This is a genomic window from Pseudoduganella sp. SL102 (genome assembly GCF_027856995.1).
Taxonomy (GTDB): Bacteria; Pseudomonadota; Gammaproteobacteria; order Burkholderiales; family Burkholderiaceae_D; genus Rugamonas; species Rugamonas albidiflava.
The window spans coordinates 1,586,902-1,612,743 of sequence record NZ_CP115554.1; the positions used below are offsets into that span (position 1 = coordinate 1,586,902).

A 25,842-nucleotide genomic window follows, 5' to 3' on the forward strand; every position below is an offset into this window, starting at 1 on the left:
CTTGCCGGAGCTGCCGCCTGGTGCAGTGCACCTTGGGCGGCTTTTTTTTTGCCTGTGCGGCTTTTTTGTTTGCGTGGCTGGGCTCATCTGTACCCCCAGGTTTCGCTGTTGGGGTACTGCAGGGGAGCCCCTGCGCGCAACGGTTTACAAGGAGATCACCATGACCATCAAGATCGGCGACAAACTGCCGGAAGGCACCCTGTCCGAATTCATCGAAGTCGAAACCGAAGGCTGCTCGCTGGGCCCGAACACGTTCAACGTGCAGGAACTGGCTGCCGGCAAGAAGATCGCCATCTTCGGCCTGCCGGGCGCCTACACGCCGACCTGCTCGGCCAAGCATGTTCCCGGCTTCGTCCAGCACGCCGAGGCCTTCAAGGCCAAGGGCGTGGACGAGATCTGGTGCGTCTCGGTCAACGACGCCTTCGTGATGGGCGCCTGGGGCCGCGAACAGAAAGCCACCGGCATCGTGCGCATGATGGCCGATGGTAACGCCGCGTTCGCGAAAGCACTGGGCCTGGACGCCGACTTCTCGAAGTTCGGCATGGGTACCCGCTCGCAGCGCTACTCGATGCTGGTCGAGGACGGCGTCGTCACGCAGCTGAACATCGAGCAGGGCGGCAAGTTCGAGGTGTCGAACGCGGAGACGCTGCTGGGTCAGCTGTAACGCGGTAGCAACACCGGCCGGGTTATCCCGGCCATCGGCGCAGGTGGCAATTGCCGCGATCACGCGGCGGCCGTGTGAATCCTGGCTATCGAAAGTCAGCTCAGGCGGTAAATTCCGCGGATACTCAGCCAGCCGCCTTCTTGCCCCGGCTGCGCTTCTTCGGCGCCAGCATGATCCCCGTGCAGTTCGGCGCGCCGCAATGGCAGGCGAACGCCTTCTTCACCGCGGGGGTATGGCGCTCGTCGTAGATGAGGCCATAGTTGTAGCGCAGCTCCTCGCCTTTTTCAATGTCGCACAGCGCGTGGATGAATACGCGGTCGTCTTCCTCCATGGCCTCGCAGTTCGGGTCGCACGAGTGATTGATGAAGCGCGACTCGTTGCCGCCGGCGCCGCCATCGATCAGCAGGCCGTTATTGAGCGTGAAGAAGAACGTATGGTTGATCGGGCCGCCCTTTTCGGCGGTGCGCCGGCAGGTCTCGTCCCAATCCACGATCTCGCCGGTATATTCGATGATCCGGGTACCGGCCGGGATCGCGCGGCGGGCGAAGACGCCCTTGCCGTGGATCGGCGAATCGTGCACTTCGAACAGGGCGGAAGTTTTCGGTTTGGCAGTGGACGTGGTCATTCGAATATCATACCGCTTTGATAGTGTGCTTGCTCGTATCGCGCGCGTGCCGCGAGCGGGCCCGATCCGGCGGCTACAATGTGCGCCCCCAATCCCCACGGAATGCCCTTTGAAACAGAACGCCAAGGAAAACCTGCACAGCATTTACGCGATGGTCACGGCCGTCGCGATGTTCTCCATCATGGATACGGCGATGAAGCTGCTCGCCGCCCATTACCCGGCCATGCAGGTGACGGTGCTGCGCGCGTTTTCATCGATGCCGCTGGTGTGCGCGTACGTGGCATACCGGGGCGGGTTCCACGGCATCTTCAAGGTGAACTGGCCGTTGCAGCTGCTGCGCGGTGCGCTGGGCATCGGCATGCTGACGCTGTTTGCGTATGGCCTGAAGTCGCTGCCGCTGTCGGAAACCTATTCCGTGTTCTTCATCGCGCCCGCGCTGATCACGGCGCTGTCGGTGTTCATCCTGAAGGAGCGGGTGGACGGCATGCAGTGGCTGGCCATCGGCGTGGGCCTGGTCGGCGTGCTGGTGGTGCTGCGGCCCGAGGGCACCAGCTTCATTTCCGTTGCCGGACTGGCGATCCTCGGTTCGGCGGCCTGCTATGCGGTATCGGCGATCGCCAGCCGGATGCTGTCGCGCACGGATTCTAACGAGAAGATCATGTTCTGGCTGCTGGTGATGATCGGTGCCGGCTCGCTGCCGCTGGCGTTGCCGTCCTGGGTGGCGCTGCGCTGGGAGGACTGGCCGGTGATCGCCACGCTGGCCCTGTCCGGCTTTTTCGGCCAGCTGGCGATCACCAAGGCATTCAGCATGGGCAAGGCATCGATCGTGGCGCCGTTCGAGTACACCGCGCTGGCCTGGGGCGTGGCGATCGACTGGGCGTTGTGGAGCACGCTGCCGGATGGCTGGACCCTGGTGGGCGCGGCGATCATCATCGGCAGCGGCATCTACCTGGTGCGGCGCGAGGCGGTGCACAGCGAGGCCGAGCACCCGTAGTGTGGCGAATGTGGCGAATCAAGAATTCATCGAATCAACGACTTGATGATTTAACCACTGGGACACGCCGCCGGTTCGGGCGCCGGTGTGCGAGGCCCAGTCCGCCGAGGCCCAGCGCCACCAGCGCCAGGCTGTCCGGCTCCGGCACGACGCCGAACTGGGCTTCGATGCCGACCATGTCGACGCCCATGTTCAGGAACAGCTGGTTGTCCGTTTCGGCGAAGCGCAACTGGAACGTACCGCCACCGGCTACCAGGCTGGTAATGTCGTGTGTGTAGCCGATCCATGGATTCGGATTCGAGATCGGCGTGCCGTCGATTCCCAGGTAGAAGGTGCGCAGCACGCCCGTCCCCGTGTCGAACGCTCCGGCGCTCCCGGTCAACAGGTCGACACGGCCGAACTGCGCCGGCATGCCTGTATGGTCGAGTACGCCGTCATTGGGCAAGAACGGTGCGTAGCTGTTGACGAACATGGAGTAGTTCAGCATGACCGACGTCGCGTTCGGTGCCACGGTGAACGATTGCGTCAGCGCATGCGTGCCGGGGCCGAACTGGTCGCTCAGCGCATAGTATTGGCCTTGCAGCGGCCCCACCGTGACATTGCCTGATCCACCGCCGGATTCGCCTGCGACGGTGTCCGTATCGGCGGCCCAGGTGCCGCTGCCGTTGGGCAGGTCGGTGACCGTCCAGAAGGGCAGGCCGAGCCCCAGTTCGAAGTTGCCATTGCGAATCAACGGTATGGCGGACGCCGCTTGGCTGATGACGGCAAGCATGGCGGTGCAGGTGAGAAGCGCTAGCGGTTTCATGATGTTCTCCGGTGGATGAGCGTGTCCAAGGCATTGCAAACGCCATGCCATTGTTGAGCCGCAGAGTGAACGGCCGGCGCGGCACGCTTTCCGTGTAAATGGCGCCGACGCTTCGCTTGTTGTATTGGTCATATCGCACGGTTGGCGGCTGGTCGGTCCAGAACGCCAGCAGCGGAATGCCGATATAATCGTGAAATGAAACAACGTACGATCAAAGAACAAGTCCGCACCACCGGTGTCGGCGTGCACTCCGGGACCAAGGTCGAACTGACCCTGCGCCCGGCCCCGCCCGACACGGGCATCGTCTTCGCCCGCGTGGACCTGGTGCCGCCCGTGGTGTTCCCGGTCGGCCCCCTGGAAATCGGCGATACCCGCATGGCGACCGTGATGATTCGCGATGGCGCCCGTGTGTCGACGATCGAGCACCTGATGTCGGCCTGCGCGGGCCTGGGCATCGACAACCTCTATATCGACGTGACCGCCGAGGAAATCCCCATCATGGATGGCTCGGCGTCGTCGTTCGTCTACCTGCTGCAGCAGGCCGGCCTCGCCGAGCAGGAAGTACCGAAGAAATTCATCCGCATCAAGAAGCCGATCGAGGTGCGCGAAGGGCAGGGCGCCAGCGAGAAGTGGGCGCGGCTGGTGCCGCACAACGGCTTCAAGCTGGACTTCTTCATTGAATTCAACCACCCGGCCGTCGATGGCACGGCGCAGCGCGCGCAGATCGACTTCGGCAGCCAGTCGTATATCCAGGCGGTGGCGCGGGCGCGCACGTTCGGCTTCATGCAGGACGTGGAAATGCTGCGCGGGATCGGGCTGGCGCGCGGCGGTTCGCTGGAAAACGCGATCGTGATGGATGAGTACCGCATCCTGAATCCGGACGGCCTGCGCTACGACGATGAATTCGTGCGCCACAAGATCCTCGATGCGATCGGCGACCTGTACGTGATCGGCCACCCGCTGATCTGCGCGTACGAGGCGCACAAGTCCGGCCACGCGCTGAACAACAAGCTGCTGCGCGAACTGCTGGCCAATCCGGATGCGTATGAATTCGTCAGCTACGATTCGGCCGACCAGGCGCCGCCGTCGTATGCGCGGCAGCTCGAGCAGGAATGGGCGTATAACTAAGTAGCCGGGCAAGCAAGCCGGCGGCTTCGCTGCTACCGGCGATGTGCCACCAGGTTCTTCAGCGCCGCGATCAGCGTGGCGTTCTGCTTGGTCGGCTCCAGCGTCTCGGACAGCCGGGCGAACGAATCCACCCCCACTTCGGGAATGACGAGCTGGCGCCGCTCCACGGGCGGCGCCGCCATGGCCTTCATCATCTGCACCTTCAGGCGGATGTTGTCGATCTGCCACCCCTTGGTCGACAGCGCTTCTTGCAGTTTTGGCAATTGCTGTTTAAGCTTGGCGGCAACCGATGCGTTCGGTGTCGACAGCACCAGCTGGCCGGCCTCGAACGACAGGATGTCGCAGAAATTGAAGGCGGCCGGCAGGACTTTCGCGCAGTCCTGCTGCAACTTCGCCATGCGCTGCACGGCCGGCAGCAACGCGGCAAGGCGGTCGTCGCGGCGCAGGAAGTCGGTGGCTTCGACCGCCGTCCGGTTCCGGCGGGTCTGGTCGAAGGCATTGAAGGAGTTGAATCGCATGCGCGAAACATAGCATAGCCGCGCCGTGCATGCAGCACCGGCGGCGTGGCGGCGGGTGCATGCGATGCCGGACAGGAGCCGGGCGCACTGCACGGGAAGCTGCAGGGTGAGCTGTAAAGCGAACGGCAAGTTCCCCTGAGGCTATTGTCTTTCCGGCAGCCATCCCCATGTACCCCCGTGCTAAAATCATGGTCTTTTGCCACAGGCTTTGGGCGAGGTCGCGAAGCGAGCTTTTTTTAAACGGCGTTTATTCAAGAATTCAAGCATGTCCTTACTGACCGCGATTTTCGGCAGCCGTAACCAGCGGCTGCTCAAGCAGTACCAAAAAACCGTCAAAGCAATCAACGCTCTCGAACCCGAGTACGAAAAGCTGTCGGACGCCGAATTGCAGGCCAAGACGCCCGCCTTCAAGGAACGCGTGGCAGCCGGCGAGGCGCTGGACGACTTGCTGGTGGAAGCCTTCGCCGTCTGCCGCGAAGCGTCCAAGCGCGTCTTCAAGATGCGCCACTTCGACGTGCAGCTGCTCGGCGGCATGGTGCTGCATTACGGGAAAATCGCCGAGATGCGCACCGGTGAAGGCAAGACGCTGACGGCAACCCTGCCGGCCTACCTGAATGCGCTGTCCGGCAAGGGCGTGCACATCGTGACCGTCAACGATTACCTGGCCCAGCGCGACGCCGAAACCATGGGCAAGCTGTATCGCTGGCTGGGCCTGACCACGGGTGTCAACCTGGGGCAGATGGAGCACTCGGTCAAGCAGCAGGCCTATGCGTCGGACATCACGTACGGCACCAACAACGAATTCGGTTTCGACTACCTGCGCGACAACATGGTGTTCGACATCCGCGACCGGGTGCAGCGCGGCCTGAATTACGCGATCGTCGACGAAGTCGACTCGATCCTGATCGACGAGGCCCGTACGCCGCTGATCATTTCCGGCCAGGCCGAGAACCACACGGACCTGTACCACAAGATCAATGAAGTGCCCAAGCTGCTGACCCTGCAGATCGGCGAGGAAAAGCCGGACGGCAAGGGCAATGTCGAAGTGCCGGGCGACTATACGAAGGACGAGAAAGCGCACCAGGTGCTGCTGACCGAAGCCGGCCACGAGAAGGCCGAGGCGATCCTGACGAAAATGGGCCTGCTGCCGGAAGGCGCCTCGCTGTACGACTCCGCCAACATCACGCTGGTGCACCACCTGTATGCCGCGCTGCGCGCGCATGCGCTGTACCACAAGGACCAGCACTACGTGGTGCAGAACGGCGAAGTGGTGATCGTCGACGAATTCACCGGCCGCATGATGACGGGCCGCCGCTGGTCCGACGGCCTGCACCAGGCGGTCGAGGCGAAGGAAGGCGTGAAGATCCAGAACGAGAACCAGACGCTGGCCTCGATCACGTTCCAGAACTACTTCCGCATGTACACCAAGCTGTCCGGCATGACCGGTACCGCCGACACGGAAGCATTCGAATTCCAGGACATCTACGGCCTGGAAACCGTGGTGATCCCGCCGAACCGCCCGTCCGCCCGCAAGGACAAGCAGGACCAGGTGTACAAGTCGGCCCAGGAAAAATACCAGGCCATGGTGACCGACATCCGCGATTGCTACGAGCGCGGCCAGCCGGTGCTGGTGGGTACCACGTCGATCGAGAATTCCGAGCTGCTGGCGTCGATCCTCGACAAGGCCAAGCTGCCGCACAACGTGCTGAACGCGAAACAGCACGCCCGCGAAGCGGAGATCATCGCGCAGGCCGGCTCGCCGAAAGCGATCACGATCGCCACCAACATGGCCGGCCGCGGTACCGACATCGTCCTGGGCGGCAATGTCGAGAACCAGATCAAGTTCCTGGAAGCCGATCCGAACCTGTCGGACGCCGAGAAGCAAGCGCGCGCGCAAACGCTGCGCGATGGCTGGCAGGCGCTGCACGAGCAGGTGGTGGCGGCCGGCGGCCTGCACATCATCGGCACCGAGCGCCACGAATCGCGCCGGGTCGACAACCAGCTGCGCGGCCGTTCCGGCCGCCAGGGCGACCCGGGCTCCTCGCGCTTCTACCTGTCGCTGGACGATCCGCTCCTGCGCATCTTCGCCGGCGACCGCGTGCGCGCCATCATGGAACGCCTGAAGATGCCGGAAGGCGAGCCGATCGAGGCGGGCATCGTCACGCGCTCGATCGAATCGGCGCAGCGCAAGGTCGAGGCTCGCAACTTCGACATCCGCAAGCAGCTGCTCGAATACGACGACGTCTCCAACGACCAGCGCAAGGTGATCTACCAGCAGCGTAACGAGCTGCTGGAAGCCACCGAGATCGCCGAAATGATCCAGAACCTGCGCCACGGCGTGTTCACCGACCTGGTGCGCCAGTACGTGCCGGAAGAATCGGTCGAAGAGCAGTGGGACGTGCCGGCCCTGCAGGCCGCGCTGGCTGCCGAATGGCGCATCGACGTGCCGCTGGCGGAAATGCTGGAGAAGGAATCGAACCTGACCGACGAAGACCTCGTCGAGCGCGTGGTCGCCGCGGCGGACGAGCAGTACAACGCCAAGATCGCCATCGTCGGCAAGGAAGCGTTCGGCGGCTTCGAGCGCAGCGTGATGCTGCAGGCGGTGGACAGCCACTGGCGCGAACACCTGGCGGCGCTGGACCACCTGCGCCAGGGTATCCACCTGCGCGGCTACGCGCAGAAGAACCCGAAGCAGGAGTACAAGCGCGAAGCGTTCGAACTGTTCGCCCAGATGCTGGACCTGATCAAGAACGAAGTTGTGCGCCAGGTGATGACGGTGCGGATCCAGTCGCGCGAGGAAGTGGAAGCGGCCGAGGCGGCCCTGGCCGCCACGCACCTGGAAAACGTGAGTTTCCAGCACGCCGACTTCGATCCGAACGCGGCGCCGGAAGAACTGCTGGCGCCAACCGCCCATCCGGCTCCCGGCGGCATGCCGGAGGCCACGGTGCAGGTCGGGCCGAAAGTCGGCCGCAACGACCCCTGCCCATGCGGCAGCGGCAAGAAGTACAAGGCTTGCCACGGCAAGCTGGCTTGATGAAAAACCGGGGCGCGCCCCGGTTTTTTTTTGCCTGTACCTGATCCCGGTTGTTCACATCGCGACAGGCGCTTGCATTACCATCGCCGTTTATTGCCATCGCCGTGTTATTCCTGCTCCGCCCGCCCATGAAAACCAGCACCATCATTCCTGCCCTCGCCATTTGCCTCGGCACCGCGCTGCCCGTGGCGGCGCACGCCGCCAGTTTCGATTGCAGGAAAGCGGCGACGCCCGTGGAAGCCATCATCTGCGCCGATCCCGCGCTGTCGAAGGCGGATGAAGAGGTAGCCGTGCTGTACCGGCGCCTGCTCAAGCTGGACCCTGGCGCGAGGCAGGGGCAGCGGGAGTGGCTGCGTACGGTCCGCAACCGGTGCAAGGACGTCGCATGCCTGCGCGCGGTATACGAGGAACATGACACCCGGCTGCGGCTTTCGCTGGAAGCGGACAACGAGGAAGCAACGGCCGATGCCGCGCCACCGGCACGGCGCTGAAAGCGGGTGCCAATGCAAAAAGCCCGGCACTTGGCCGGGCTTTCGCTGACTGCAGGAGCCGCGCTTACTGCAGCGTCAGGATGACCTTGACGGTATCGTCCACGGCCGACTTGTCGATGTAGCCGATGGCTTTCGGATCGTCCGCCACGGCTTTCTTCACGTCGGCGTTCGACTTGAACTCCTTTGGCGCCTGGGCCTTGCCGGTGAAGACCAGCTTCGACCAGATGGCTTTTACCTGGGCGGCGTCCTTGTCGGTCACCTTCTTGTAGAACTCGTTGCGGATCGCCGAGCCGTCGGCCTGGTCGACCGGCGTGAACATCGTCGATTTACCCAGGAAGAACTGGGCCGCCTGCTCGGAGAACATGCGGGTGGCCGGGTTCTTCGCGCTGACGATGACCACGGTCTCGGCAAACGCCGAAGCCGGCAGGACGGAGGCCGTCGCGGCGAGGGCGGCGATGACCAGGGTGATAGTGATCTTTTTCATGTGCATTCCTTAGAAAACGAAGTCCACGCCGGCAGCGATCACGGTGACCTTCTTGCCGACGCCGGCCGGCGTCACATCGCTCAGGAAGCCGTTCTTGGCACCCGGCTTCACGCGGTCGACTTGCACCTTCAGCGCGGCCGACTGGGCGAAGTCCCAGCGCACGCCGATCAGGTCGGACGACTGGCTGCCAGGAGCCAGCAGGTTTTTCACGCCGGCGTTCAGCGTCGGGATGCGCGCCAGCGCGGCCGGCACGGAAACGTTCGAGCCCTTGCCATCGTACTTGGCGTGCGCGTAGTACGGCAGCACCTTGCCGAAGCGGTAGCCGGCCATCAGGTACCAGGCGTTGCTGTCGGCCAGGTAGACCGGGTCCTTGGCGCGGCGCATGCCGAATTCGGACTGCACCACGATATTGTTCCAGTCGGCCAGCAGGCCCACCGAGGTGAAGGCGACGCGCTTGGTCTCGGCGATCGTGATGTCGCTGGCCAGCTGGCCGAAGCCCACCGCCGTCAGCGTGCCCGTCAGCGAGTTGATCGGCTTGACGTCGGTGGCTTTCAGCTTGCCCTGCATGTGGGCGAAACGCAGCGTGACCGGGCCATGCTCGGCGCTGACCGCGAAGCCGGCAGCCGGCGCCTGGTAGCGCGGCTCGGAACGGTCGGACGACACGTACGACTTGCCGCGCGAAATGCCGACGAAGGCTTGCGCCGTCACGTTGGTGTCGCCGAAGGCGCGCTGCCAGTTGACGTCCACGCCGTCGACGCTGTCGATGATCATCTGGCCGTACATTTCCACCGGCGGGCGCATCATCGTGTTCGCGTAGCCCACGTTCTGGTAATCGGAGATCAGGAAGCCGGGCACCGCCACGCGGCCGGCGCGCAGCGCGACTTCATCGCTGACCTTGTACTTGACGAAGGCCCATGCCAGTTCGGTCGTGAAGCTGTCGCCAGTCGACTTGCGCGACAGGATCTGCGTGGTGGCGGACAGCTTGTCCGAGAACGTGTACGTGGCTTGCAGGCCCAGGTTCGAGTCGAGGCCGATGGTGGTGGTGCCGGCCGTGCCTTCGCGCTGGTTGGCGCGGGTGTAGCGCGCGTCTTCCGTATTGCTCTTGGCGGCGGCCAGCGTGCCGAAGCCGCTGACGTTGAGCTTGCCGTCGCCGATGGCGACCGCGTTGGCCGCACCGGTTTGCATCAGGCACAGCGCGCCCAGGACGAATGCTGCTGACAGTTTCAATTTCATGTTGGGGAATCCGTTCCGATGATTGTTTTGTATGGGGTATTGCCTGCCGTGAGGGCCGCTGCGGAGGTAGGGGAGCGGCACGCTGTCCACGACGAAGTGCATGCGGTCTCTACCTTATGGGATATTTCCATCGAGCACCAAATTTTATTTCCGGAAAGATATAAAACATGAAAGTTACTGTCGTTTTTTGTGAACTGATTGCGCTATCGAAGGCCGTTTACGAAACAATTTCTACTCAAAAATATAAGACTTTCGGCACTCGCCCGGTGCCGGCCGCCACCTGTTGCCACAGGTATTACAATAGCGATTTCACCAACCCGCACGAGAACATCACATGGCCGTCAATTCCCCCATTCCTGTCGCTGCTGAACTGAAACCTGTCGCCGGTATCGAGATCGGCTACGCCGAGGCCGGGATCAAGAAACCGAACCGCAAGGATGTGCTGGTGATGAAGCTGGCCGAGGGGGCCACGGTATCCGGCGTGTTCACGCTGAACCGTTTCTGCGCGGCGCCCGTGCAGATCTCGAAGGACAACCTGGCGGCGGCCAAGGCCGGCGGCAAGCCGATCCGCGCACTGCTCGTCAACACCGGCAACGCCAACGCCGGCACGGGCGAGGCGGGCATGGCCAATGCGCGCGCCACCTGCGATGCGCTGGCCGCCGAACTGGGCATCGATGCGCAGCAGGTGCTGCCGTTCTCCACCGGCGTGATCCTGGAACCGCTGCCGGTCGCGAAGATCAAGGCCGGGCTTCCCGCCGCCGTGCAGAACCTGAAGGCCGATAACTGGTTCAATGCCGCCGAAGGCATCATGACCACCGACACCCAGCCGAAGGCCGGCTCGCGCACCGTCACCGTCGCCGGCCACGCCGTCACGCTGACGGGCATCAGCAAGGGCGCCGGCATGATCAAGCCGAACATGGCCACCATGCTGGGCTACCTGGCGTTCGATGCGAAAGTGGCGCAACCCGTGCTGGACGTGCTGGTCAAGGAAGCGGCCGACAAGTCGTTCAACTGCATCACGATCGACGGCGACACGTCGACCAACGACTCGTTCATCCTGATGGCCACCGGTGCCGGCACGCTCGAAGTGAACTCGGTCGATTCGCCGGAATACCGCGAACTGGCGGCCGCGGTCACCGAACTGTCCGTGTTCCTGGCCCAGGCCATCGTGCGCGACGGCGAAGGCGCCACCAAGTTCATCACCATCACGGTGGAAGAAGGCGAATCCGTCGAGGAGTGCCGCAAGATCGCCTACTCGATCGGCCACTCGCCGCTGGTGAAGACGGCCTTCTTCGCTTCCGACCCGAACCTGGGCCGCATCCTGGCCGCCATCGGCTACGCCGGCGTGGAACTGGATGTCTCGAAAATCAACATGTGGCTGGACGACGTGTGGGTGGCCAAGGACGGCGGCCGCAATCCCGACTACAAGGAAGAACACGGCCAGCGCGTGATGAAGCAGAGCGAGATCACGGTGCGCGTGAAACTGGCGCGCGGCGCTGCCGCCGCCACCGTGTACACCTGCGACCTGTCGCACGACTACGTGTCGATCAACGCGGATTACCGTTCCTGATGGCAGGGCTGGAAGACTCACTGGCCACCTCATTGGCCACCTCATTGGCCACCTCATTGGCTACGTTCATGGTCCGTGCCGAAAGCGTGCTGGCGCGCGTGGAGGCGCTGCTGCCGCCAGCGCTGCCGGCGCCGGACTGGAATGCCGCGTTCGCGTTCCGCTGGCGCAAGCGCAGCGGCATCGCGGGCCAGGCCGGCTGGCTGCAGCCGGTCGCGCACGCGGCGAAGATCACGCTGGACGACCTGCACAACGTGGCGAACCAGAAGGCCGCCATCGAACAGAACACGCGGCAGTTCGTCGAAGGCCGGCCCGCCAACAACGTGCTGCTGACGGGCGCGCGCGGTACCGGCAAATCGTCGCTGATCAAGGCTTGCCTGAACGGCTTCGCCGGCCGCGGCCTGCGGCTGATCGAAGTCGACAAGGCCGACCTGGCCGACCTGCCGGACATCATCGACCTGGTGGCCGGCCGGCCCGAACGCTTCATCGTCTTCTGCGACGATCTGTCGTTCGAGGAGGGCGAGAGCGGCTACAAGGCGCTGAAGGTGGCGCTGGACGGTTCGATCACCGCGCAGTCGGACAATGTGCTGATCTACGCCACGTCGAACCGGCGGCACCTGCTGCCGGAGCGCATGTCGGACAACACGAGCTACAAGCACGACGAGGACGGCGACCTGCATCCCGGCGAAACGGTCGAGGAAAAGATTTCGCTGTCCGAGCGCTTCGGGCTGTGGCTGTCGTTCTACCCGTTCAAGCAGGACGACTACTTGGCCATCGTCGCGCACTGGCTGTCGACGTTCGGCTGCACCCCCGCGCAGATCGAGGAAGCGCGCGGCGACGCCCTGCGCTGGGCACTGCAGCGCGGCTCGCGTTCGGGCCGCGTGGCCTGGCAGTTCGCCCGCGACCATGCCGGGAAAATGGACGCTGTGGCCCCTGTGGCCCCTGTGGACCCCGGGACGGCGGCATGACGGAGGCGGCCAGGCCGATCGATGTCGCGGTCGGCATTTTGATGAAACCGAACGGCGACGTGCTGCTGGGCCAGCGCCCGGCCGGCAAGCCCTATGCGGGCTACTGGGAATTCCCCGGCGGGAAAGTCGACCCGGGCGAGACTATCTTCGCGGCGCTGCAGCGCGAGTTCATGGAAGAACTGGGCATCGAAGTGCTGTCGGCGCAGGAATGGTGCGGCGTCGAGCACGTGTACGAACACGCCCACGTGCGGCTGCACTTCTTCATCAGCCGCGAATGGCGCGGCGAACCGCAAAGCCTGGAAGGGCAGGCGTTCGCGTGGCAGGGGGAGGTGGGCGTGGAACCGCTGTTGCCGGCCACGATACCGCTGCTGCAGTGGATCGATCGGGGTTAATCAGTTGCCTGAAAAGTGGGGTACGTCCCTGATGCCGTTAAGTTAAGCGTTACACGGCATATTGAAAGCTCATGCATTCACCCCAACAGCGAAGGGCTGGGGTCAGACCCGCCGGGTCTGACCCCGGAATTTGCACTTGGGGTAGGCTTATCCAAACTGCTTCAGCCCGTCCTTATCTTTATTGCTTGTCTTCCTCGAGCGGATCGGTAGGGGCGGTGCCGGGGATGGTGTATTTTTCCTCGGCCCAGGCACCCAGGTCGATTTGCTTGCAGCGTTCGGAACAGAAGGGGCGGAACTTGTTTTTCTCGCTCCACTCCACTTTCTTGCCACAGGTGGGGCAGTCGACAACGGTTGGCATGGCAGGTAAAGATCAGAAATTGCAAAGGGTCAGTTCGAACGGCACGTCGTCTTCCAGCGGTTTCGGCTTGCAGTCGCCGCCCTGGCTGGTGAAACGCACCCACAGCATGTATTTATTGGCCGAGATTTCCGGGATTGCGCCCAGCGATTCATCGAGCGTGAGCCGCAGCATCTGGTATACCTTCCCCTGCAGCATCTGCTGGTAGCTGCCGGCATTGGCGATCATCTTCTTCGGCGCGCCGGAATTGCGCAGCAGCCGCAGCACCAGGGCCAGCGCGTCGCACAGCGGCGCCAGCGGCGCGAACCAGGTGGCGATGTCGTGGTAGCGCTGTTCGAACGGGTGCTGCTGCCACGCATAGTACGACGGCAGATCGAATTCGCACGCGCCGCCGGGAATGATGGTGCGGCCGCGAATGCTCATCAGCCATTCGTTGTCGCGCACGTTCTGGCCCGTCTTGCCCTGCGAAGCGACCAGCGCGGTCGACACGCTGTCGAGTTCCTCGAGGATCGCGTCGAGCATCTCGGCCTGCACGGCGGGGTTGGAACGGTAGCCCATCAGCGTCTGCTTCTGGCGCTCGATTTCCTGCAGCAGGTCCGATTTCAGGTCGGCGCGGCCGGCCACTTCGAGCATGTCGAAGATGGTGGAGAGCGCCACGTGATGCTGCAACGGATGTTCCTGGTTCAGGAAAAACTTGAATTTCTCGTACAGGTCCTCCAGGCGCAACAGCGTGCGGATGCGCTCGTTGAAAGGATATTCATAGACGATCAAAGTGAATCCCTCGTGGGTGGGCCTGAAATATGCCCGTGATTCTGAGGCATGCGAGGCAAAAATACAAACGTTGTTAATTGTTTCGTACGGCTTCTTCAGCCATCGCTAAGTAAGTTGCATGCAAGCTGTCGACTTGCGGTGTCAGCGCGTCCAGTGCGCCGGCATTGTCGATGACGTCGTGCGCGGCAGCCAGCCGCGCCTGCCGCGGCGCCTGGGCCGCCATGATCGCACGCACCTGCTGTTCCGGCAGCGCGTTCCGTGCCATCACCCGTGCCACCTGCACCGCTTCGGGGCAATCGACCACCAGCACGCGGCCCACGCGCTCGCGCCACGTGCCCGACTCGACCAGCAAAGGAATGTCGAAGATCACGTACGGGCCGGTGCCCAGCAGGCTCTCGGCGAACACGGCATCGCGGATCATCGGGTGCAGGATGCCTTCCAGCGTGCGCCGGGCCTCCGGCCGGGAGAACGCGAGCGCGCGCATCTTCACGCGGTCCAGCGCACCGTGTGCATCGGCGAAGTCGGCGCCGAAGGCGGCCAGCACGGCCGGCATGGCGGCGCCATGCGGCCCGGTCAGGCTGCGTGCGATCTGGTCGGTATCGACGATGTCCACGCCCCGCTCGGCGAACAGCCGCGCCACCACGCTCTTGCCGCTGCCGATGCCGCCCGTCAGGCCGACGGTGAAGCGCCTGCGGACGGTATCGTTCCCGTCACTCCCCGCGCCAGCGCTCATGCCACGCCCAGGAACCGGCTGGTGGCGGCGGCGATCTGCGTGCCGAACAGCAGCGCGATCATGCCGGCGGCGGCCAGGTAGGGGCCGAACGGAATCGGGTTGTCGCGGCCGCGCTTGGCGAACACCATCAGGCCGATGCCGACCACCGCGCCCACGACGGACGACAGCAGGATGATCGTCGGCAGCATCATCCAGCCCAGCCAGGCGCCCAGCGCCGCGAGCAGCTTGAAGTCGCCGTAGCCCATGCCTTCCTTCCCGGTCAGCAGCTTGAACGCCCAGTAGACGGACCACAGGCACAGGTAGCCGGCGGCCGCGCCGATCACGGCATCGCCCAGCGGCACGAAAGTGCCGTTCAGGTTCACCAGCAGGCCGGCCCACAGCAGCGGGTAGGTCAGGTCGTCCGGCAGCAGCCGGGTATCGGCATCGATGAACGTCATGGCGATCAGCAGGTAGGCGAACAGCAGCGTGGCCAGGCCCGTCCAGCCGCTGCCGAACTGCCAGACCAGCGCGGCCGACAGCACGCCCGTCAGCGCCTCGATGGCGGGATAGCGCGCCGAGATCGGCGCCTTGCACTGGCTGCACTTGCCGCGCAGCGCCAGCCAGCTGATGACGGGAATGTTTTCCAGCGCCGTGATCCGGTGGCCGCAATGAGGACAGGCCGAACGCGGCACCATCAGGTTGAAGCGGTCCGTGTGTGGCAGCGGCAAGCCCGATTCGCTGGCCACGTAGTTGTCCGATTCGCGCTGCATCATCTTCGGTATCCGGTAGATGACGACATTGAGGAAGCTGCCGACCAGCAGGCCGAAGATGGCGGCGATGATCGCGGCGGGGAGGGTGGCGGGCGGCGAAAAGAGGAAGAGTTGCTCGAGCATGTGTGGGTTCCGTGATCCCCGGCCTGCCGGGGCGGGATGGCAAAACCAGAGCTTACACCACCGGCCGCGGTTTGCAGGAGGCGGTACCGGCCGCCGGCCGTGTCGCCGGACGTATCGCCGGCGGCCGCATGGCGGGCATGGCTTTCCACGCGGCGGCCGGGTGTCATACAATCGGCCCTCCGGCCCCGGGGCATTGCGAAAAATCCAGATGGCGAAAGCACGGCAAGACAGTTCCAGCAGCGAGGTGGCGCAGCGGCGCCTGCAGATGGCCGATATCGCCCGGCTGGCCGGTGTTTCCACGGCCACCGTGTCGCGTGCCTTGAACAACAGCCCGCTCGTCAACGCCGAGACCCGCGGCCGCATCCTCGAACTGGCCGCGTCGCTGAAGTACTCGATCAATATCGGCGCGCAGAACCTGCGCCTGAAGCAGAACCGCTCGATCAGCGTGCTGATTCCGTTCGACCGCAAGAGCCACCAGAGCCTGACCGACCCGTTCCTGCTGGCCATGCTGGGCAGCCTGGCCGATGCGCTCACCGAGCAGGGCTTCGACATGCTGTTCTCGCGCGTTCCCGTCGACGAGCTGGGTGCCGCGGCGGCGGCGCCCTTCGATTCGGGCCGCGTGGTCGGCGTCATCCTCGTCGGCCAGTGGGGCCGCCATGAGGAACTCAACGAGCTGGCCGCCCGCAAGGTGCCGATCGTGGTCTGGGGCGCACAGCTGCCGCGGCAACTGTATTGCTGCATCGGCAGCGACAATGCCGGCGGCGGCCTGCTCGCCACCGAGCACCTGATCGCCCAGGGCCGCCGGCGCATCGCCTTCCTTGGCGATGTCGACCTGCCAGAACCGGCCCAGCGCTATCGCGGCCATTGCGAAGCCCTGGCCAGGCATGGCATCGCCGTGGAGCCGCGCCTGCAGGTATCGACATCGTTCCTGCCCCGCGGCGGGCGGGAAGCGGTCGAGACCCTGCACGCCCGCGGCATCGACTGCGATGCCGTGTTCGCCTGCAGCGACCTGCTGGCCATGACCGCCATCGACAGCCTGCGTGCGCATGGCCGGCGCGTGCCGGACGACGTGGCCGTCGTTGGCTATGACGATATCCCCCAGGCCGCGTGGTTCCACCCCCGCCTCAGCACCGTACGGCAGCCGATCGGCGAAGCCGGCCGCGCGATGGTGGCCGCGCTGATGGCATTGATCGAAGGGGGCGCCGCCCCGTCGGTGCAGCTCGCCACGGAACTGGTCGTGCGCGCCAGCGCGGGCGAACAGCCCGCATCCCCTCCCTGAATCTTTCCTGTTGGATATCCTGGTTTCCCTGGCACCCGGTTGTAATCGTTTGCATTCGAGCTGGATTCTGACCCATCCATTCCTGGCGTCGCCGTTTCTCTAACCGGATCAGGCCAACAACAGCAGCTAGACTGGCGCGTAGTGGCAAAGCAACCCCAAAAAATAAACTAATGCAATCGATTGCAATGATTTGCAAAAGTCGTGATAATTTGTCCGGCGCACCACCACGGCGGCGCGGCCACACATCAAAAACATCGGAGGAGACAATGACATTCCCTTGCACCCGCATGGGGGCGGCGGTATCGCTCGCCCTGCTGCACATGAACGGCGCGCTTGCCCAGGAGGCACCGGCGGCGGACGACGCCTTGCAGATGAACCGCGTGGTCGTCACCGGCACGGCCGGCGGCACGTCGAAGATGAAATCGAGCGTCTCGGTCAGCACGCTCGAAGCCGACACCATCGCCCAGTCGGTGCCGACCAGCGCGGCGGACGTGCTGCGTTCGGTGCCCGGCGTGCGGTCCGAATCCTCGGGCGGCGAAGGCAATGCCAACATGACAGTGCGCGGCGTGCCGATTTCGGCGGGCGGCTCGCGCTATGTGCAGATGCAGGAAGACGGCTTGCCGATCCTGCAGTCGGGCGACTTCAACTTCACCACGCCGGATGCCTTCATGCGCATCGACGGCGGCCTGTCGCACCTGGAAGTGGTGCGCGGCGGCTCCGCCTCCACGCTGGCCACCAATGCGCCGGGCGGCATCATCAACTTCATCGGCAAGACCGGCGAGCAGCAGGGCGGCAGCATCGGCCTGACAGCGGGGCTGGACCACGATTCGAAGCGGATCGATGCCGACTACGGCGGCACGCTGGCGCCGCGCACGCGCTTCTTCATCGGCGGCTTCTACCGCAACGGCGAAGGCGTGCGCAATGCCGGCGTCACGACCGAGAAGGGTGGCCAGCTGCGTGCCAACATCACCCGTGAATTCGACAACGGCTACCTGCGCCTGTCGGTGAAGCACCTCGACGACCAGACGCCGACCGCGCTGCCGGTGCCGGTGCGCATCGCCGACGGGCGGGTGGCCGCGATCGATGGCATCGACCCACGCACCGCCAGTTTCTACTCGCCTTACTGGGTGCCGGACGTCACGCTCGACAAGAACAACCGCCAGGTAGCGCACGACGTCAACGACGGCCTGCGCGTGCGCAGCACCGCCTTCGGCCTGGAAGCCCGGTTCGATCTCGGCAACGGCTGGACCCTGACCGAGCGGCTGCGCAAGTCGAACAACAGCGGCCGCTTCATCGGCGTCTTCGCCGGGAACAGCGGCACCGAGGGCGACTACCTCTTCGCCACCGGGCCGCGCGCCGGCCAGGCCTACGCGGGCCGGGCATTCTCGGCGGTCGTGTTCAATACCTCCATCGACGATGCCGGCTCGGTGATGAACGACACGAAGCTGGCGCGCACTTTCCAGCTGGCCGACGGTGCGCGCCTCACGGCCACCGGCGGCATCTACCTCGCCAACCAGGACCTGGGCCTGACGTGGAACTTCAACGAATACCTGATGCAGGCCATCGGCGACAAGCCCGCGTTGCTGCAAACGGCCAGCACCACCCCAGGCCTGGTCGGTCCCGCGTTCGGCGCCTGCTGCTCGCGTGCCGTGGACATGCGATACAAGTACCGCTCGCCCTATGTCAACCTGGGCTACGAGGCCGGCGCGCTGAACGTCGACGCCAGCGTGCGCCACGACCGGCAAAGCGCGAACGGCACGGCCAATATCGCCACCGGCGCGCTGCGCTACGATCCCGCCACCGTGCAGCGCGTCGACTATGACGTGAGCCACAACTCGTATTCGGTGGGGGCCAACTACCGCCTCACCGGCGGACTGGCCCTGTTCGCCCGCACCAGCGAAGGCGTCGCCTTCAATGCCGACCGCATCCTGTTCGGCGCGCCGCTCGACGGCAGCGCGCCGGTCAGCATCAATACCGTGCGCCAGCTCGAGGGCGGCGTGAAGTGGCGCAGTGGCCCGCTGAGCGCCTTCGTCACGGCCTTCCATGCGAAGACGCGCGAGAGCAACTATGAAGTGACCACGCAGACCAGCACGGCCAACAGCTACGACGCGAAAGGCGTCGAGGTCGAGGCGGCGTGGCGCCATGGCGACTTCCAGCTCAACGGCGGCCTGACGCTGACCGATGCCGAGATCAGCGCCACCGCGCCGGGCAGCGAAGCCCTGGTCGGCAACACGCCGCGCCGCCAGGCCAAGGCCGTGTACCAGCTGGCTGCCACGTACGACTTCGGCAAGGCCATGGTGGGCGCCAGCCTGGCCGGCACGGGCAGGTCGTGGGCGGACGACCAGAACACCTTCGTGCTGCCCGCTTACCGCACGGTGAGCGCCTTCGCCAACTACCGCGTCACCGACCAGGTCACGCTGTCGCTGTCGGCCAACAACCTGTTCAACGCCACCGGCTATACGGAGGCGGAGGGCGACGGCCACGCGGCGCGCTCGGTCAGCGGCCGTTCCATCAAGGCCAGCGCCAGGTACACGTTCTGAACCGCTTACACATGTCCCGTTCCATGACCGATCTTGCCGATGTTCCATCCGCCGAGCCGCTGCTGGCGGCGCTTCCCGCCCCGCGGCGTGCCGCCGCGGCACGCCGCTACGCCGAGCATGGCCCGCTGCTGTACCAGCGGCTGGCCGGCCTGTATGGCGAATGCCCCGGCTTCGGCCAATGGTACGAAACCTTGCTGGCCACGGTCGGCGGCCTGCTGGCCGCGCGCCCGGCCGACCTGCTGGCGCTGGACGCGCGGCGCGCCGCCGAGCCGGACTGGTTCCTGCGCCAGGACATGCTGGGCTACAGCGCCTATGCGTCGCGCTTCGGCGGCGACCTGGCCGGGGTAGGGCGGCGCATCGGCCACTTGCGCGCGCTGGGCGTCACCTACCTGCACCTGCTGCCGTTCCTGCGCGCGCGGGCCGGCGAGAACGATGGCGGCTTCGCCGTGGCCAGCTTCGACGACATCGATCCCGCGCTGGGCAGCATGGCCGACCTGGAAACGCTGTGCGGCCAGCTGCGCGATGCGGGCATCAGCCTGTGCGCGGATTTCGTGCTGAACCACGTGGCCGACGACCATGCCTGGGCCCGGGGGGCGATGGCGGGCGACGCTCGCCTGCGCAAGTTCTTCCACGTGTTCCCCGACCGCGCCATGCCGGAGCGCTACGAAAGCACGCTCGGCCAGGTGTTTCCCGAAGCGGCACCCGGCAACTTCACCCGGGTGCCGGCCATGGAAGGCTGGGTATGGACCACCTTCTACCCGTTCCAGTGGGATTTGAACTACGCCAATCCCGAGGTGCTGGCGGAAATCGCCGCGGCGCTGCTGCGGCTGGCGAACCGCGGCGTCGAAGTGTTCCGGCTCGACTCCACCGCCTTCCTGTGGAAACGCGAGGGAACCGCGTGCATGAACCAGCCGGAAGTGCACGCGCTGCTGCAGGCGCTGCGCGCCATCGTCGGCATCGCCGCGCCGGCCGTGCTGCTGAAGGCGGAGGCCATCGTGCCGACCCGCGACCTGCCGGCCTACCTCGGCGACGCCGGCACGCCGGAATGCCACCTGGCCTATCACAGCACGCTGATGGCCGCCGGCTGGGCCGCGCTGGCCGAGCAGGAAACCGGCCTGCTGCGGGCCGTGATCGCGCGCACGCCGAATCCGCCACCCGGTGCGAGCTGGCTGACCTATGTGCGCTGCCACGACGATATCGGCTGGAAGATCCTGCTCGACGAAGCGGGCGGCGCCGCCGGGCGCCTGGCCGCCGTCGCGCGCTTCTTCCATGGCGAGGGCGGCACCTACGCCGCCGGCGTGCCCTTCCAGGACGGTGCCGCCGCGCCATCGGCCGGCACCATCACGGCCACCAACGGCATGGCGGCGGCGCTGACGGGCTTCGAGACGGCCGAAGGGCCGCTGGCGCGCGAAATGGCGCTGCGGCGCCTGCTCCTGGTGCACGGGGTGGCCCTGGCATTCGGCGGCATGCCGATGCTGTACATGGGCGATGAGCTGGGCACGAGCAACGACCATGCCTATCGCACCGACGCGCAGCGGGCGCACGACACGCGCTGGGTCCAGCGGCCGGTGTTCGACGACGCCAGCCTGGCGCGCCGCGACGATCCGGATACCTGGTCGGGACGGGTATTCCACGCGCTGCGCGCGCTGGTCGAGGAGCGCCGCCAGTGCCCGGCATTGGCGGCCGATGTGCCGCGCAAGCTGTTGCCGGTACCGGACGACGCGCTGCTGGCGCTGGCGCGCGGCGACGATTTCCTGGCCCTGTTCAACTTCTCCGAGCGCACCATGGTGGTCGACCTGCCTGCCCTGGGGGCGGGTACATGGCCCGGCTACTCCGGCAAGGTGGAGCTGGCGCCATGGAGCATGCTGTGGCTGCGGCGCTAGCGGGGCAGCACGTGTAACAACCGGATGTGCCCGAAAAAGCGCGGAAAACATGCGCGGGCACACGGACCACCCCTATCAGGCGCATCATGGCGCCACCATGACGGAGACAATCGCGATGGCATACCAACCCCACCTGTCGTTCCGGCAGATCGTCAACATGAACGTGGGTTTCTTCGGCATCCAGTTCAGCTTCGGGCTGCAGCAGAGCAGCATGAGCCCGATCTACAAGTACCTGGGTGCCGACGAGGCGACGCTGCCCCTGCTGTGGCTGGCCGGCCCCGTCACCGGCCTGCTGGTGCAGCCGCTGGTCGGCGCGATGAGCGACCGCACGGTCACGCGCTGGGGCCGGCGCACGCCATATTTCCTGGTCGGCGCGATCCTGTGCAGCCTGGGACTGCTGTTCATGCCGTTCAGCGCCACGCTGTGGATGGCGGCCAGCCTGCTGTGGATCCTGGACGCCGCCAACAACGTCACCATGGAACCCTACCGCGCCTTCGTCAGCGACAAGCTGGCGCCGCCCCAGCATTCGCTGGGTTTCCTTACACAGAGCGCATTCACGGGGCTGGGCCAGACGCTGGCCTATCTGACGCCGTCGCTGCTCGTCATGCTGGGCATGGACAAGGATGCGACCAACGGCAGCCATATCCCGCAAGTCGTGGTGGCCGCGTTCCTGATCGGCGCGTTCATGTCCATCACCAGCGTGCTGTGGTCGATCCGCACTACGCCCGAGCTGCCGCCCGACGCCGCGGAACTGGCCCGCTTGCGCGCCGCCGGCCGGCCCGGGATACGCGCGGTCCTGGCCGACATCGGGCAAGCCATGCGCGAGATGCCGCCCACCATGCGCCAGCTGGCGTTCGTCAAGCTATTCCAGTGGTATGCCATGTTCTGCTACTGGCAGTACATCATGCTGTCGCTGTCGCAGACCATGTACGGCACCACCGACCCGGCCAGCCAGGGCTTCCGGGACGCGGGCCTGCTCAACGGGCAGGTCGGCGCCTTCTACAACTTCATCGCCTTCCTGGCCGCTTTCGCCCTGGTGCCGTTTACGCGGCGCTTCGGCGCCAAGCGCATGCATGCCGCGTGCGTGGCGGTGGCCGGCGCCTGCATGCTGTCCATCCCGATGATCCGCGAACCGGCCCTGCTGTTCATCCCGATGGTCGGCATCGGCCTGGCATGGGCCAGCATGATGGGCAATCCCTACGTGATGCTGGCCGGGTGCATCCCGCCGGCGCGCACCGGCGTGTACATGGGCATCTTCAACATGTTCATCGTGATCCCGATGATCATCCAGATCTTCACGCTGCCGCTGTACTACCGGGGGCTGCTGGGCGGCAACCCGGAAAACGTGATCCGGCTCGCCGGCGTGCTGATGCTGTGCGCGGCGGTGGCGGTGCTGCGGGTCAGGCTGGCACCTGCCGCGGGCGCCGCCGGTGCACCGGTGCTGCAGCCGGCGACCCGGCATTGAGGCGTCGGCGAACCCCGTTTCCGGCATCAGGCGTGGCCGGAAGGGAACACTGCGGTACACTGGCAGCGCGGCATTTCCGCCGCATCTACCGCGACACATGGACGATCTTGAATTTGCACGGCGCGTCTCGGCGCGCATCGCCGAGCTGTACAGCGAAGCCAAGCGCAGCCAGCACCACTTCCCCAGGCACGCCCTGATCCAGACCCGCGCGCTGGCCAGCCTGTGCTGCGACATGCTGTACCAGGCCGGCGGGCGCGAGTCGCCGCTGGGCCTGGATGAAAAGATCCGGGCGCTGGTCAAGGCCCGCCTGATCAACCCCGACACCCGCGCGCTGCTGCACGACCTGCGCCGCTGGGGCAACGCGGCCGCGCATCCCGAGGACAGCCTGCTGGACGAAGGGCGCTTCGCCACGCTGGCCAGGCAGGCGCTGGCCGGCTCGATTGCCCTGCTTGAAACCGTGTTTCGCCAGCAGCACGGCGGCGCGGAGGTGCCGGGCTACGCGGTCGCCGACGACGGGCGGAAGGATGAGCTGAAGGAAGTGTGCTACCGGGCGCTGCTGGAGAACAGCGCGGCCGACCAGTACCAGGTCGCGATGCTGCTGCGCCAGCAGTGGGTGACGAGCGTCGAGGAATCCGGGGCCGGTCCCAACCCCGTGCTCGCGTCGTTTGCCAGGCGCTTCGAGTTCGGCGCGCTGGAAGGCCGGGCGCTGGACCTGCTGCGCTACGCCAGCGACGCGAACTATCCGCCGGCCTGCTACCAATATGGCCTCGCGCTGTCGGAAGGCCGGCGCGGCGAGCAGTTCACCGCGCTCGGCGTGAGCCTCATTGCCCTGGCCAGCCGGCATGGCGATATCGATGCGCTGGCCTGGTGCGGCCGCTCCGCCCTGTACGGCCTGCACGGCGAGCCGGTGGATTTCGCACTCGCGCGCGAGCACCTGGAACGGGCCGCCGCCGAGGACCACCCGCTGGCCCTGACCCTGCTGTCGACCATGTACCGCGATGGCCTGGGCATGCCGGCCGACCCGACAGCGGCGTTCGGCCTGACCCTGCGTGCCGCGGAAGCGGGCTACCCGATCGGGCAATACCAGGCGGGGATCGCCCTGTACCGCGGCGATGGCGTCGCGAGCGACGAGCCGGCGGCGCTGGCGTACCTGAAACGGGCCAGCGATGCCGGGCTTCCCGAAGCGCGGCATATCGTGGGCAACCTGATCCGGCGCGGCGCGCTGCCGGGCGACGTCGGCGAGGCGGAACAGCTTCTCGCGAGCGCCATGCTGCGGGTGAACGAGGCCTACCTCGACCTGGCCGAGCTGTACATGTCGCAGCCGCAGCCCAGGCAATGGATCGAGGCGAGCCGCCTGGTGCAGGCTGTCTACGAGAAGGCGCTGCGCGACCACGACGGGCCGATCGCGGATCGGGCATTCCAGGCGGGGCCACCCCTCATCGCCAGGCTCGAAGCGGCGCACGGCGTGATGTCGGACGAGGAACGCAGGGATTTCGTGGCGGCGCGCTTCATGTTCGACGCGGAAGGGCGGCCCTTCCCGGATCGCGACGAGCGCCTGCGGGTGTTCGTCGCCAGCACCATGGCGCTGGCACAGGTACGGGAAAGCGGTTCCGGGCATGAAGCGCCGCCGCGCGGCAAGGCGGGCTGGATGGCCGGTACCCCGGCGATCCGCCACCCGGCCCCGCAGGCCCCGCTGGCACCGGTGGTGCAGCGGGTGACGCATGCCAAGGTTGGCCGGAACGACCCTTGCCCGTGCGGGAGCGGGCAGAAATTCAAGGCCTGCTGCGGTTGAGGCCCGGGGCGGATGGGCCCCGGGCCAGCGGGGCTTACACCACCGAACCGAGCTTGAAGATCGGCAGGTACATCGCCACCACCAGGCCGCCGATCAGCACGCCCAGGATCACCATGATGGCCGGTTCCATCAGCGACGACAGCGACGCCACCGCCTCGTCGACTTCTTCCTCGAAGAAGTCGGCGACCTTGCCCAGCATGCTGTCCAGCGCGCCGGATTCCTCGCCGATCGCCACCATCTGCGTCACCATGTTGGGGAACACTTCCACATTCTGCATCGCCACCGTCAGGCTGACCCCGGTGGACACCTCTTTCTGGATGCTTCGCGTAGCTTCCAGGTAGACGGCATTGCCGGAGGCGCCGCCGACGGAATCGAGCGCTTCGACCAGCGGCACGCCGGCCGCGAACATGGTCGACAGCGTGCGCGTCCACCTTGCAATGGTGGCTTTCCTGATCACGGCGCCGAACACCGGCAGCCTCAGCAGCAGGCGGTCCATCGCCTGCTGCATGGACAGCGAGCGGCGCCAGGCCTGGAAGAAGAAGTACACGGCGGCGAACAGGCCGCCGAAGATCATGTACCACCAGGCCACGAAGAATTCCGAGATCGACATCACCACCAGGGTAGGCGTGGGCAAATCCGCGCCGAAGCTGGTGAACACCTCCTTGAAGGCCGGCACCACCCAGATCATGATCACGGCCGTGACGATGAATGCCACCGCCAGAATGGCGATCGGATAGGTCAGCGCCGACTTGATCTTGGCCTTCATCGCCAGCGTCTTTTCCTTGTAGATCGCCAGGCGCGTCAGCAGGTCTTCCAGGATGCCGGCCTGTTCGCCGGCGCCCACCAGGTTGCAGAACAGCGGGTCGAAATACAGCGGGAACTTGCGGAACGCGCCATTCAGGCTGGTGCCGGTCTCGATATCCGAGCGCAGGTCCATCACCAGTTTCGACACGGCCGGATTGGCGTGCCCCTTGCCGACGATATCGAACGATTGCAGCAGCGGCACGCCGGCCTTCATCATCGTCGCCAGCTGGCGCGTGAACAGGGTGATGTCCTTGTCGGTGACCTTCTTGCCGGAGCGGTACACCTTTTTCTTGACCTTGGTGACCATGATGCCCTGGCGGCGCAGCGTCACGTTGACGACCGCCTCGCCGCCCGCGCGCAGTTCGCCGCGCACGGTCTTGCCCGTCTTGTCCTTGCCTTCCCAGGCAAAGATGGATTCCTTGATACCGCCCGCGTGTGCCATGTC

The 25,842-nt window shown here is 65.7% G+C and carries 23 protein-coding genes; 13 read left to right on the forward strand and 10 right to left on the reverse strand.

From position 1 onward, the window contains the following. Nucleotides 1–160: 160 nt before the first annotated feature. Complete coding sequence (locus OU994_RS06825; RefSeq protein ID WP_131147585.1) at nucleotides 161–664, forward strand: peroxiredoxin; 504 nt, start codon at nucleotides 161–163, stop codon at nucleotides 662–664. Nucleotides 665–788: 124 nt separating this feature from the next. On the opposite strand, the gene OU994_RS06830 is transcribed toward OU994_RS06825, so the two are convergent. Further along, nucleotides 789–1,289: an SET domain-containing protein gene (locus OU994_RS06830; protein ID WP_131147582.1), complete on the reverse strand. Its 501-nt coding sequence runs from the start codon at nucleotides 1,287–1,289 to the stop codon at nucleotides 789–791. Nucleotides 1,290–1,440: 151 nt separating this feature from the next. On the opposite strand from OU994_RS06830, the gene OU994_RS06835 reads away from it, so the two are divergent. Next, complete coding sequence (locus tag OU994_RS06835) at nucleotides 1,441–2,283, forward strand: DMT family transporter (protein WP_281611592.1); 843 nt, start codon at nucleotides 1,441–1,443, stop codon at nucleotides 2,281–2,283. 34 nt (nucleotides 2,284–2,317) lie between these two features. Here OU994_RS06835 and OU994_RS06840 read toward each other — a convergent pair whose 3' ends face one another. Next, the gene (locus OU994_RS06840) at nucleotides 2,318–3,088 is read right to left on the reverse strand and encodes a PEP-CTERM sorting domain-containing protein (RefSeq protein ID WP_281610134.1); all 771 of its coding nucleotides are present in this window, start codon (nucleotides 3,086–3,088) and stop codon (nucleotides 2,318–2,320) included. Between the two features lie 195 nt (nucleotides 3,089–3,283). Here OU994_RS06840 and lpxC point away from each other — a divergent pair, with 195 nt between their 5' ends. Next, nucleotides 3,284–4,216, forward strand: coding sequence for a UDP-3-O-acyl-N-acetylglucosamine deacetylase (lpxC, locus tag OU994_RS06845; RefSeq protein ID WP_281610135.1), 933 nt, complete (start codon nucleotides 3,284–3,286; stop codon nucleotides 4,214–4,216). A gap of 32 nt (nucleotides 4,217–4,248) precedes the next feature. Here lpxC and OU994_RS06850 read toward each other — a convergent pair whose 3' ends face one another. Then, nucleotides 4,249–4,734, reverse strand: coding sequence for a DciA family protein (locus OU994_RS06850; protein WP_281610136.1), 486 nt, complete (start codon nucleotides 4,732–4,734; stop codon nucleotides 4,249–4,251). Between the two features lie 265 nt (nucleotides 4,735–4,999). On the opposite strand from OU994_RS06850, the gene secA reads away from it, so the two are divergent. Both secA and OU994_RS06860 read left to right on the forward strand, forming a co-directional pair. Beyond that, nucleotides 5,000–7,768, forward strand: coding sequence for a preprotein translocase subunit SecA (gene secA, locus OU994_RS06855; protein ID WP_281610137.1), 2,769 nt, complete (start codon nucleotides 5,000–5,002; stop codon nucleotides 7,766–7,768). Nucleotides 7,769–7,896: 128 nt separating this feature from the next. Continuing rightward, nucleotides 7,897–8,259: a lysozyme inhibitor LprI family protein gene (locus OU994_RS06860; RefSeq protein WP_281610138.1), complete on the forward strand. Its 363-nt coding sequence runs from the start codon at nucleotides 7,897–7,899 to the stop codon at nucleotides 8,257–8,259. A gap of 64 nt (nucleotides 8,260–8,323) precedes the next feature. Here the strand turns inward: OU994_RS06860 and OU994_RS06865 are convergent, their stop codons facing one another. Both OU994_RS06865 and OU994_RS06870 read right to left on the reverse strand, forming a co-directional pair. Next, nucleotides 8,324–8,743, reverse strand: a complete 420-nt coding sequence (locus OU994_RS06865; protein ID WP_281610139.1) for a hypothetical protein — start codon at nucleotides 8,741–8,743, stop codon at nucleotides 8,324–8,326. 9 nt (nucleotides 8,744–8,752) lie between these two features. Continuing rightward, on the reverse strand, nucleotides 8,753–9,976 hold the full coding sequence (locus OU994_RS06870) for a porin (RefSeq protein ID WP_281610140.1): 1,224 nt from the start codon (nucleotides 9,974–9,976) through the stop codon (nucleotides 8,753–8,755). Nucleotides 9,977–10,310: 334 nt separating this feature from the next. Between OU994_RS06870 and argJ the strand changes: the two genes are divergently transcribed. The 3 genes from argJ (at nucleotide 10,311) to OU994_RS06885 (ending at nucleotide 12,903) form a co-directional block, all read left to right on the forward strand. Further along, nucleotides 10,311–11,546: a bifunctional glutamate N-acetyltransferase/amino-acid acetyltransferase ArgJ gene (gene argJ / locus OU994_RS06875; protein WP_281610141.1), complete on the forward strand. Its 1,236-nt coding sequence runs from the start codon at nucleotides 10,311–10,313 to the stop codon at nucleotides 11,544–11,546. Nucleotides 11,547–11,614: 68 nt separating this feature from the next. After that, a complete protein-coding gene (locus tag OU994_RS06880) occupies nucleotides 11,615–12,511 on the forward strand; it encodes an ATP-binding protein (protein WP_281610142.1) in 897 nt (298 codons plus the stop codon). Further along, nucleotides 12,508–12,903 (forward strand): NUDIX domain-containing protein, encoded by a 396-nt coding sequence (locus OU994_RS06885; protein ID WP_281610143.1) that lies wholly within the window; start codon nucleotides 12,508–12,510, stop codon nucleotides 12,901–12,903. Before OU994_RS06880 ends, OU994_RS06885 begins: the two co-directional genes overlap by 4 nt. Nucleotides 12,904–13,081: 178 nt before the next feature. On the opposite strand, the gene yacG is transcribed toward OU994_RS06885, so the two are convergent. The 4 genes from yacG to OU994_RS06905 form a co-directional block, all read right to left on the reverse strand. Continuing rightward, the gene (gene yacG, locus OU994_RS06890; RefSeq protein WP_281610144.1) at nucleotides 13,082–13,261 is read right to left on the reverse strand and encodes a DNA gyrase inhibitor YacG; all 180 of its coding nucleotides are present in this window, start codon (nucleotides 13,259–13,261) and stop codon (nucleotides 13,082–13,084) included. A 12-nt stretch (nucleotides 13,262–13,273) separates the two neighbouring features. Further along, nucleotides 13,274–14,029 carry a cell division protein ZapD gene (gene zapD / locus OU994_RS06895; RefSeq protein WP_131147572.1) on the reverse strand — a complete coding sequence of 252 codons (756 nt, stop codon included), beginning with the start codon at nucleotides 14,027–14,029 and terminating at the stop codon, nucleotides 13,274–13,276. Between the two features lie 73 nt (nucleotides 14,030–14,102). After that, nucleotides 14,103–14,762, reverse strand: coding sequence for a dephospho-CoA kinase (coaE, locus tag OU994_RS06900; RefSeq protein ID WP_281610145.1), 660 nt, complete (start codon nucleotides 14,760–14,762; stop codon nucleotides 14,103–14,105). Further along, complete coding sequence (locus tag OU994_RS06905; RefSeq protein ID WP_281610146.1) at nucleotides 14,759–15,634, reverse strand: A24 family peptidase; 876 nt, start codon at nucleotides 15,632–15,634, stop codon at nucleotides 14,759–14,761. Before OU994_RS06905 ends, coaE begins: the two co-directional genes overlap by 4 nt. A 208-nt stretch (nucleotides 15,635–15,842) precedes the next feature. Here OU994_RS06905 and OU994_RS06910 point away from each other — a divergent pair, with 208 nt between their 5' ends. From OU994_RS06910 to OU994_RS06930, 5 genes are all read left to right on the forward strand, one after another. Next, nucleotides 15,843–16,913 carry a LacI family DNA-binding transcriptional regulator gene (locus OU994_RS06910; protein ID WP_281610147.1) on the forward strand — a complete coding sequence of 357 codons (1,071 nt, stop codon included), beginning with the start codon at nucleotides 15,843–15,845 and terminating at the stop codon, nucleotides 16,911–16,913. Between the two features lie 266 nt (nucleotides 16,914–17,179). Then, nucleotides 17,180–19,453 carry a TonB-dependent siderophore receptor gene (locus OU994_RS06915; protein ID WP_281610148.1) on the forward strand — a complete coding sequence of 758 codons (2,274 nt, stop codon included), beginning with the start codon at nucleotides 17,180–17,182 and terminating at the stop codon, nucleotides 19,451–19,453. Between the two features lie 11 nt (nucleotides 19,454–19,464). After that, nucleotides 19,465–21,336 (forward strand): alpha-amylase family glycosyl hydrolase, encoded by a 1,872-nt coding sequence (locus OU994_RS06920; RefSeq protein WP_281610149.1) that lies wholly within the window; start codon nucleotides 19,465–19,467, stop codon nucleotides 21,334–21,336. A 115-nt stretch (nucleotides 21,337–21,451) separates the two neighbouring features. After that, nucleotides 21,452–22,801, forward strand: coding sequence for an MFS transporter (locus OU994_RS06925; protein WP_281610150.1), 1,350 nt, complete (start codon nucleotides 21,452–21,454; stop codon nucleotides 22,799–22,801). Nucleotides 22,802–22,898: 97 nt separating this feature from the next. After that, the gene (locus tag OU994_RS06930) at nucleotides 22,899–24,593 is read left to right on the forward strand and encodes an SEC-C metal-binding domain-containing protein (protein ID WP_281610151.1); all 1,695 of its coding nucleotides are present in this window, start codon (nucleotides 22,899–22,901) and stop codon (nucleotides 24,591–24,593) included. 34 nt (nucleotides 24,594–24,627) lie between these two features. On the opposite strand, the gene OU994_RS06935 is transcribed toward OU994_RS06930, so the two are convergent. Next, nucleotides 24,628–25,839, reverse strand: coding sequence for a type II secretion system F family protein (locus OU994_RS06935; RefSeq protein WP_281610152.1), 1,212 nt, complete (start codon nucleotides 25,837–25,839; stop codon nucleotides 24,628–24,630). Nucleotides 25,840–25,842 lie beyond the last annotated feature (3 nt).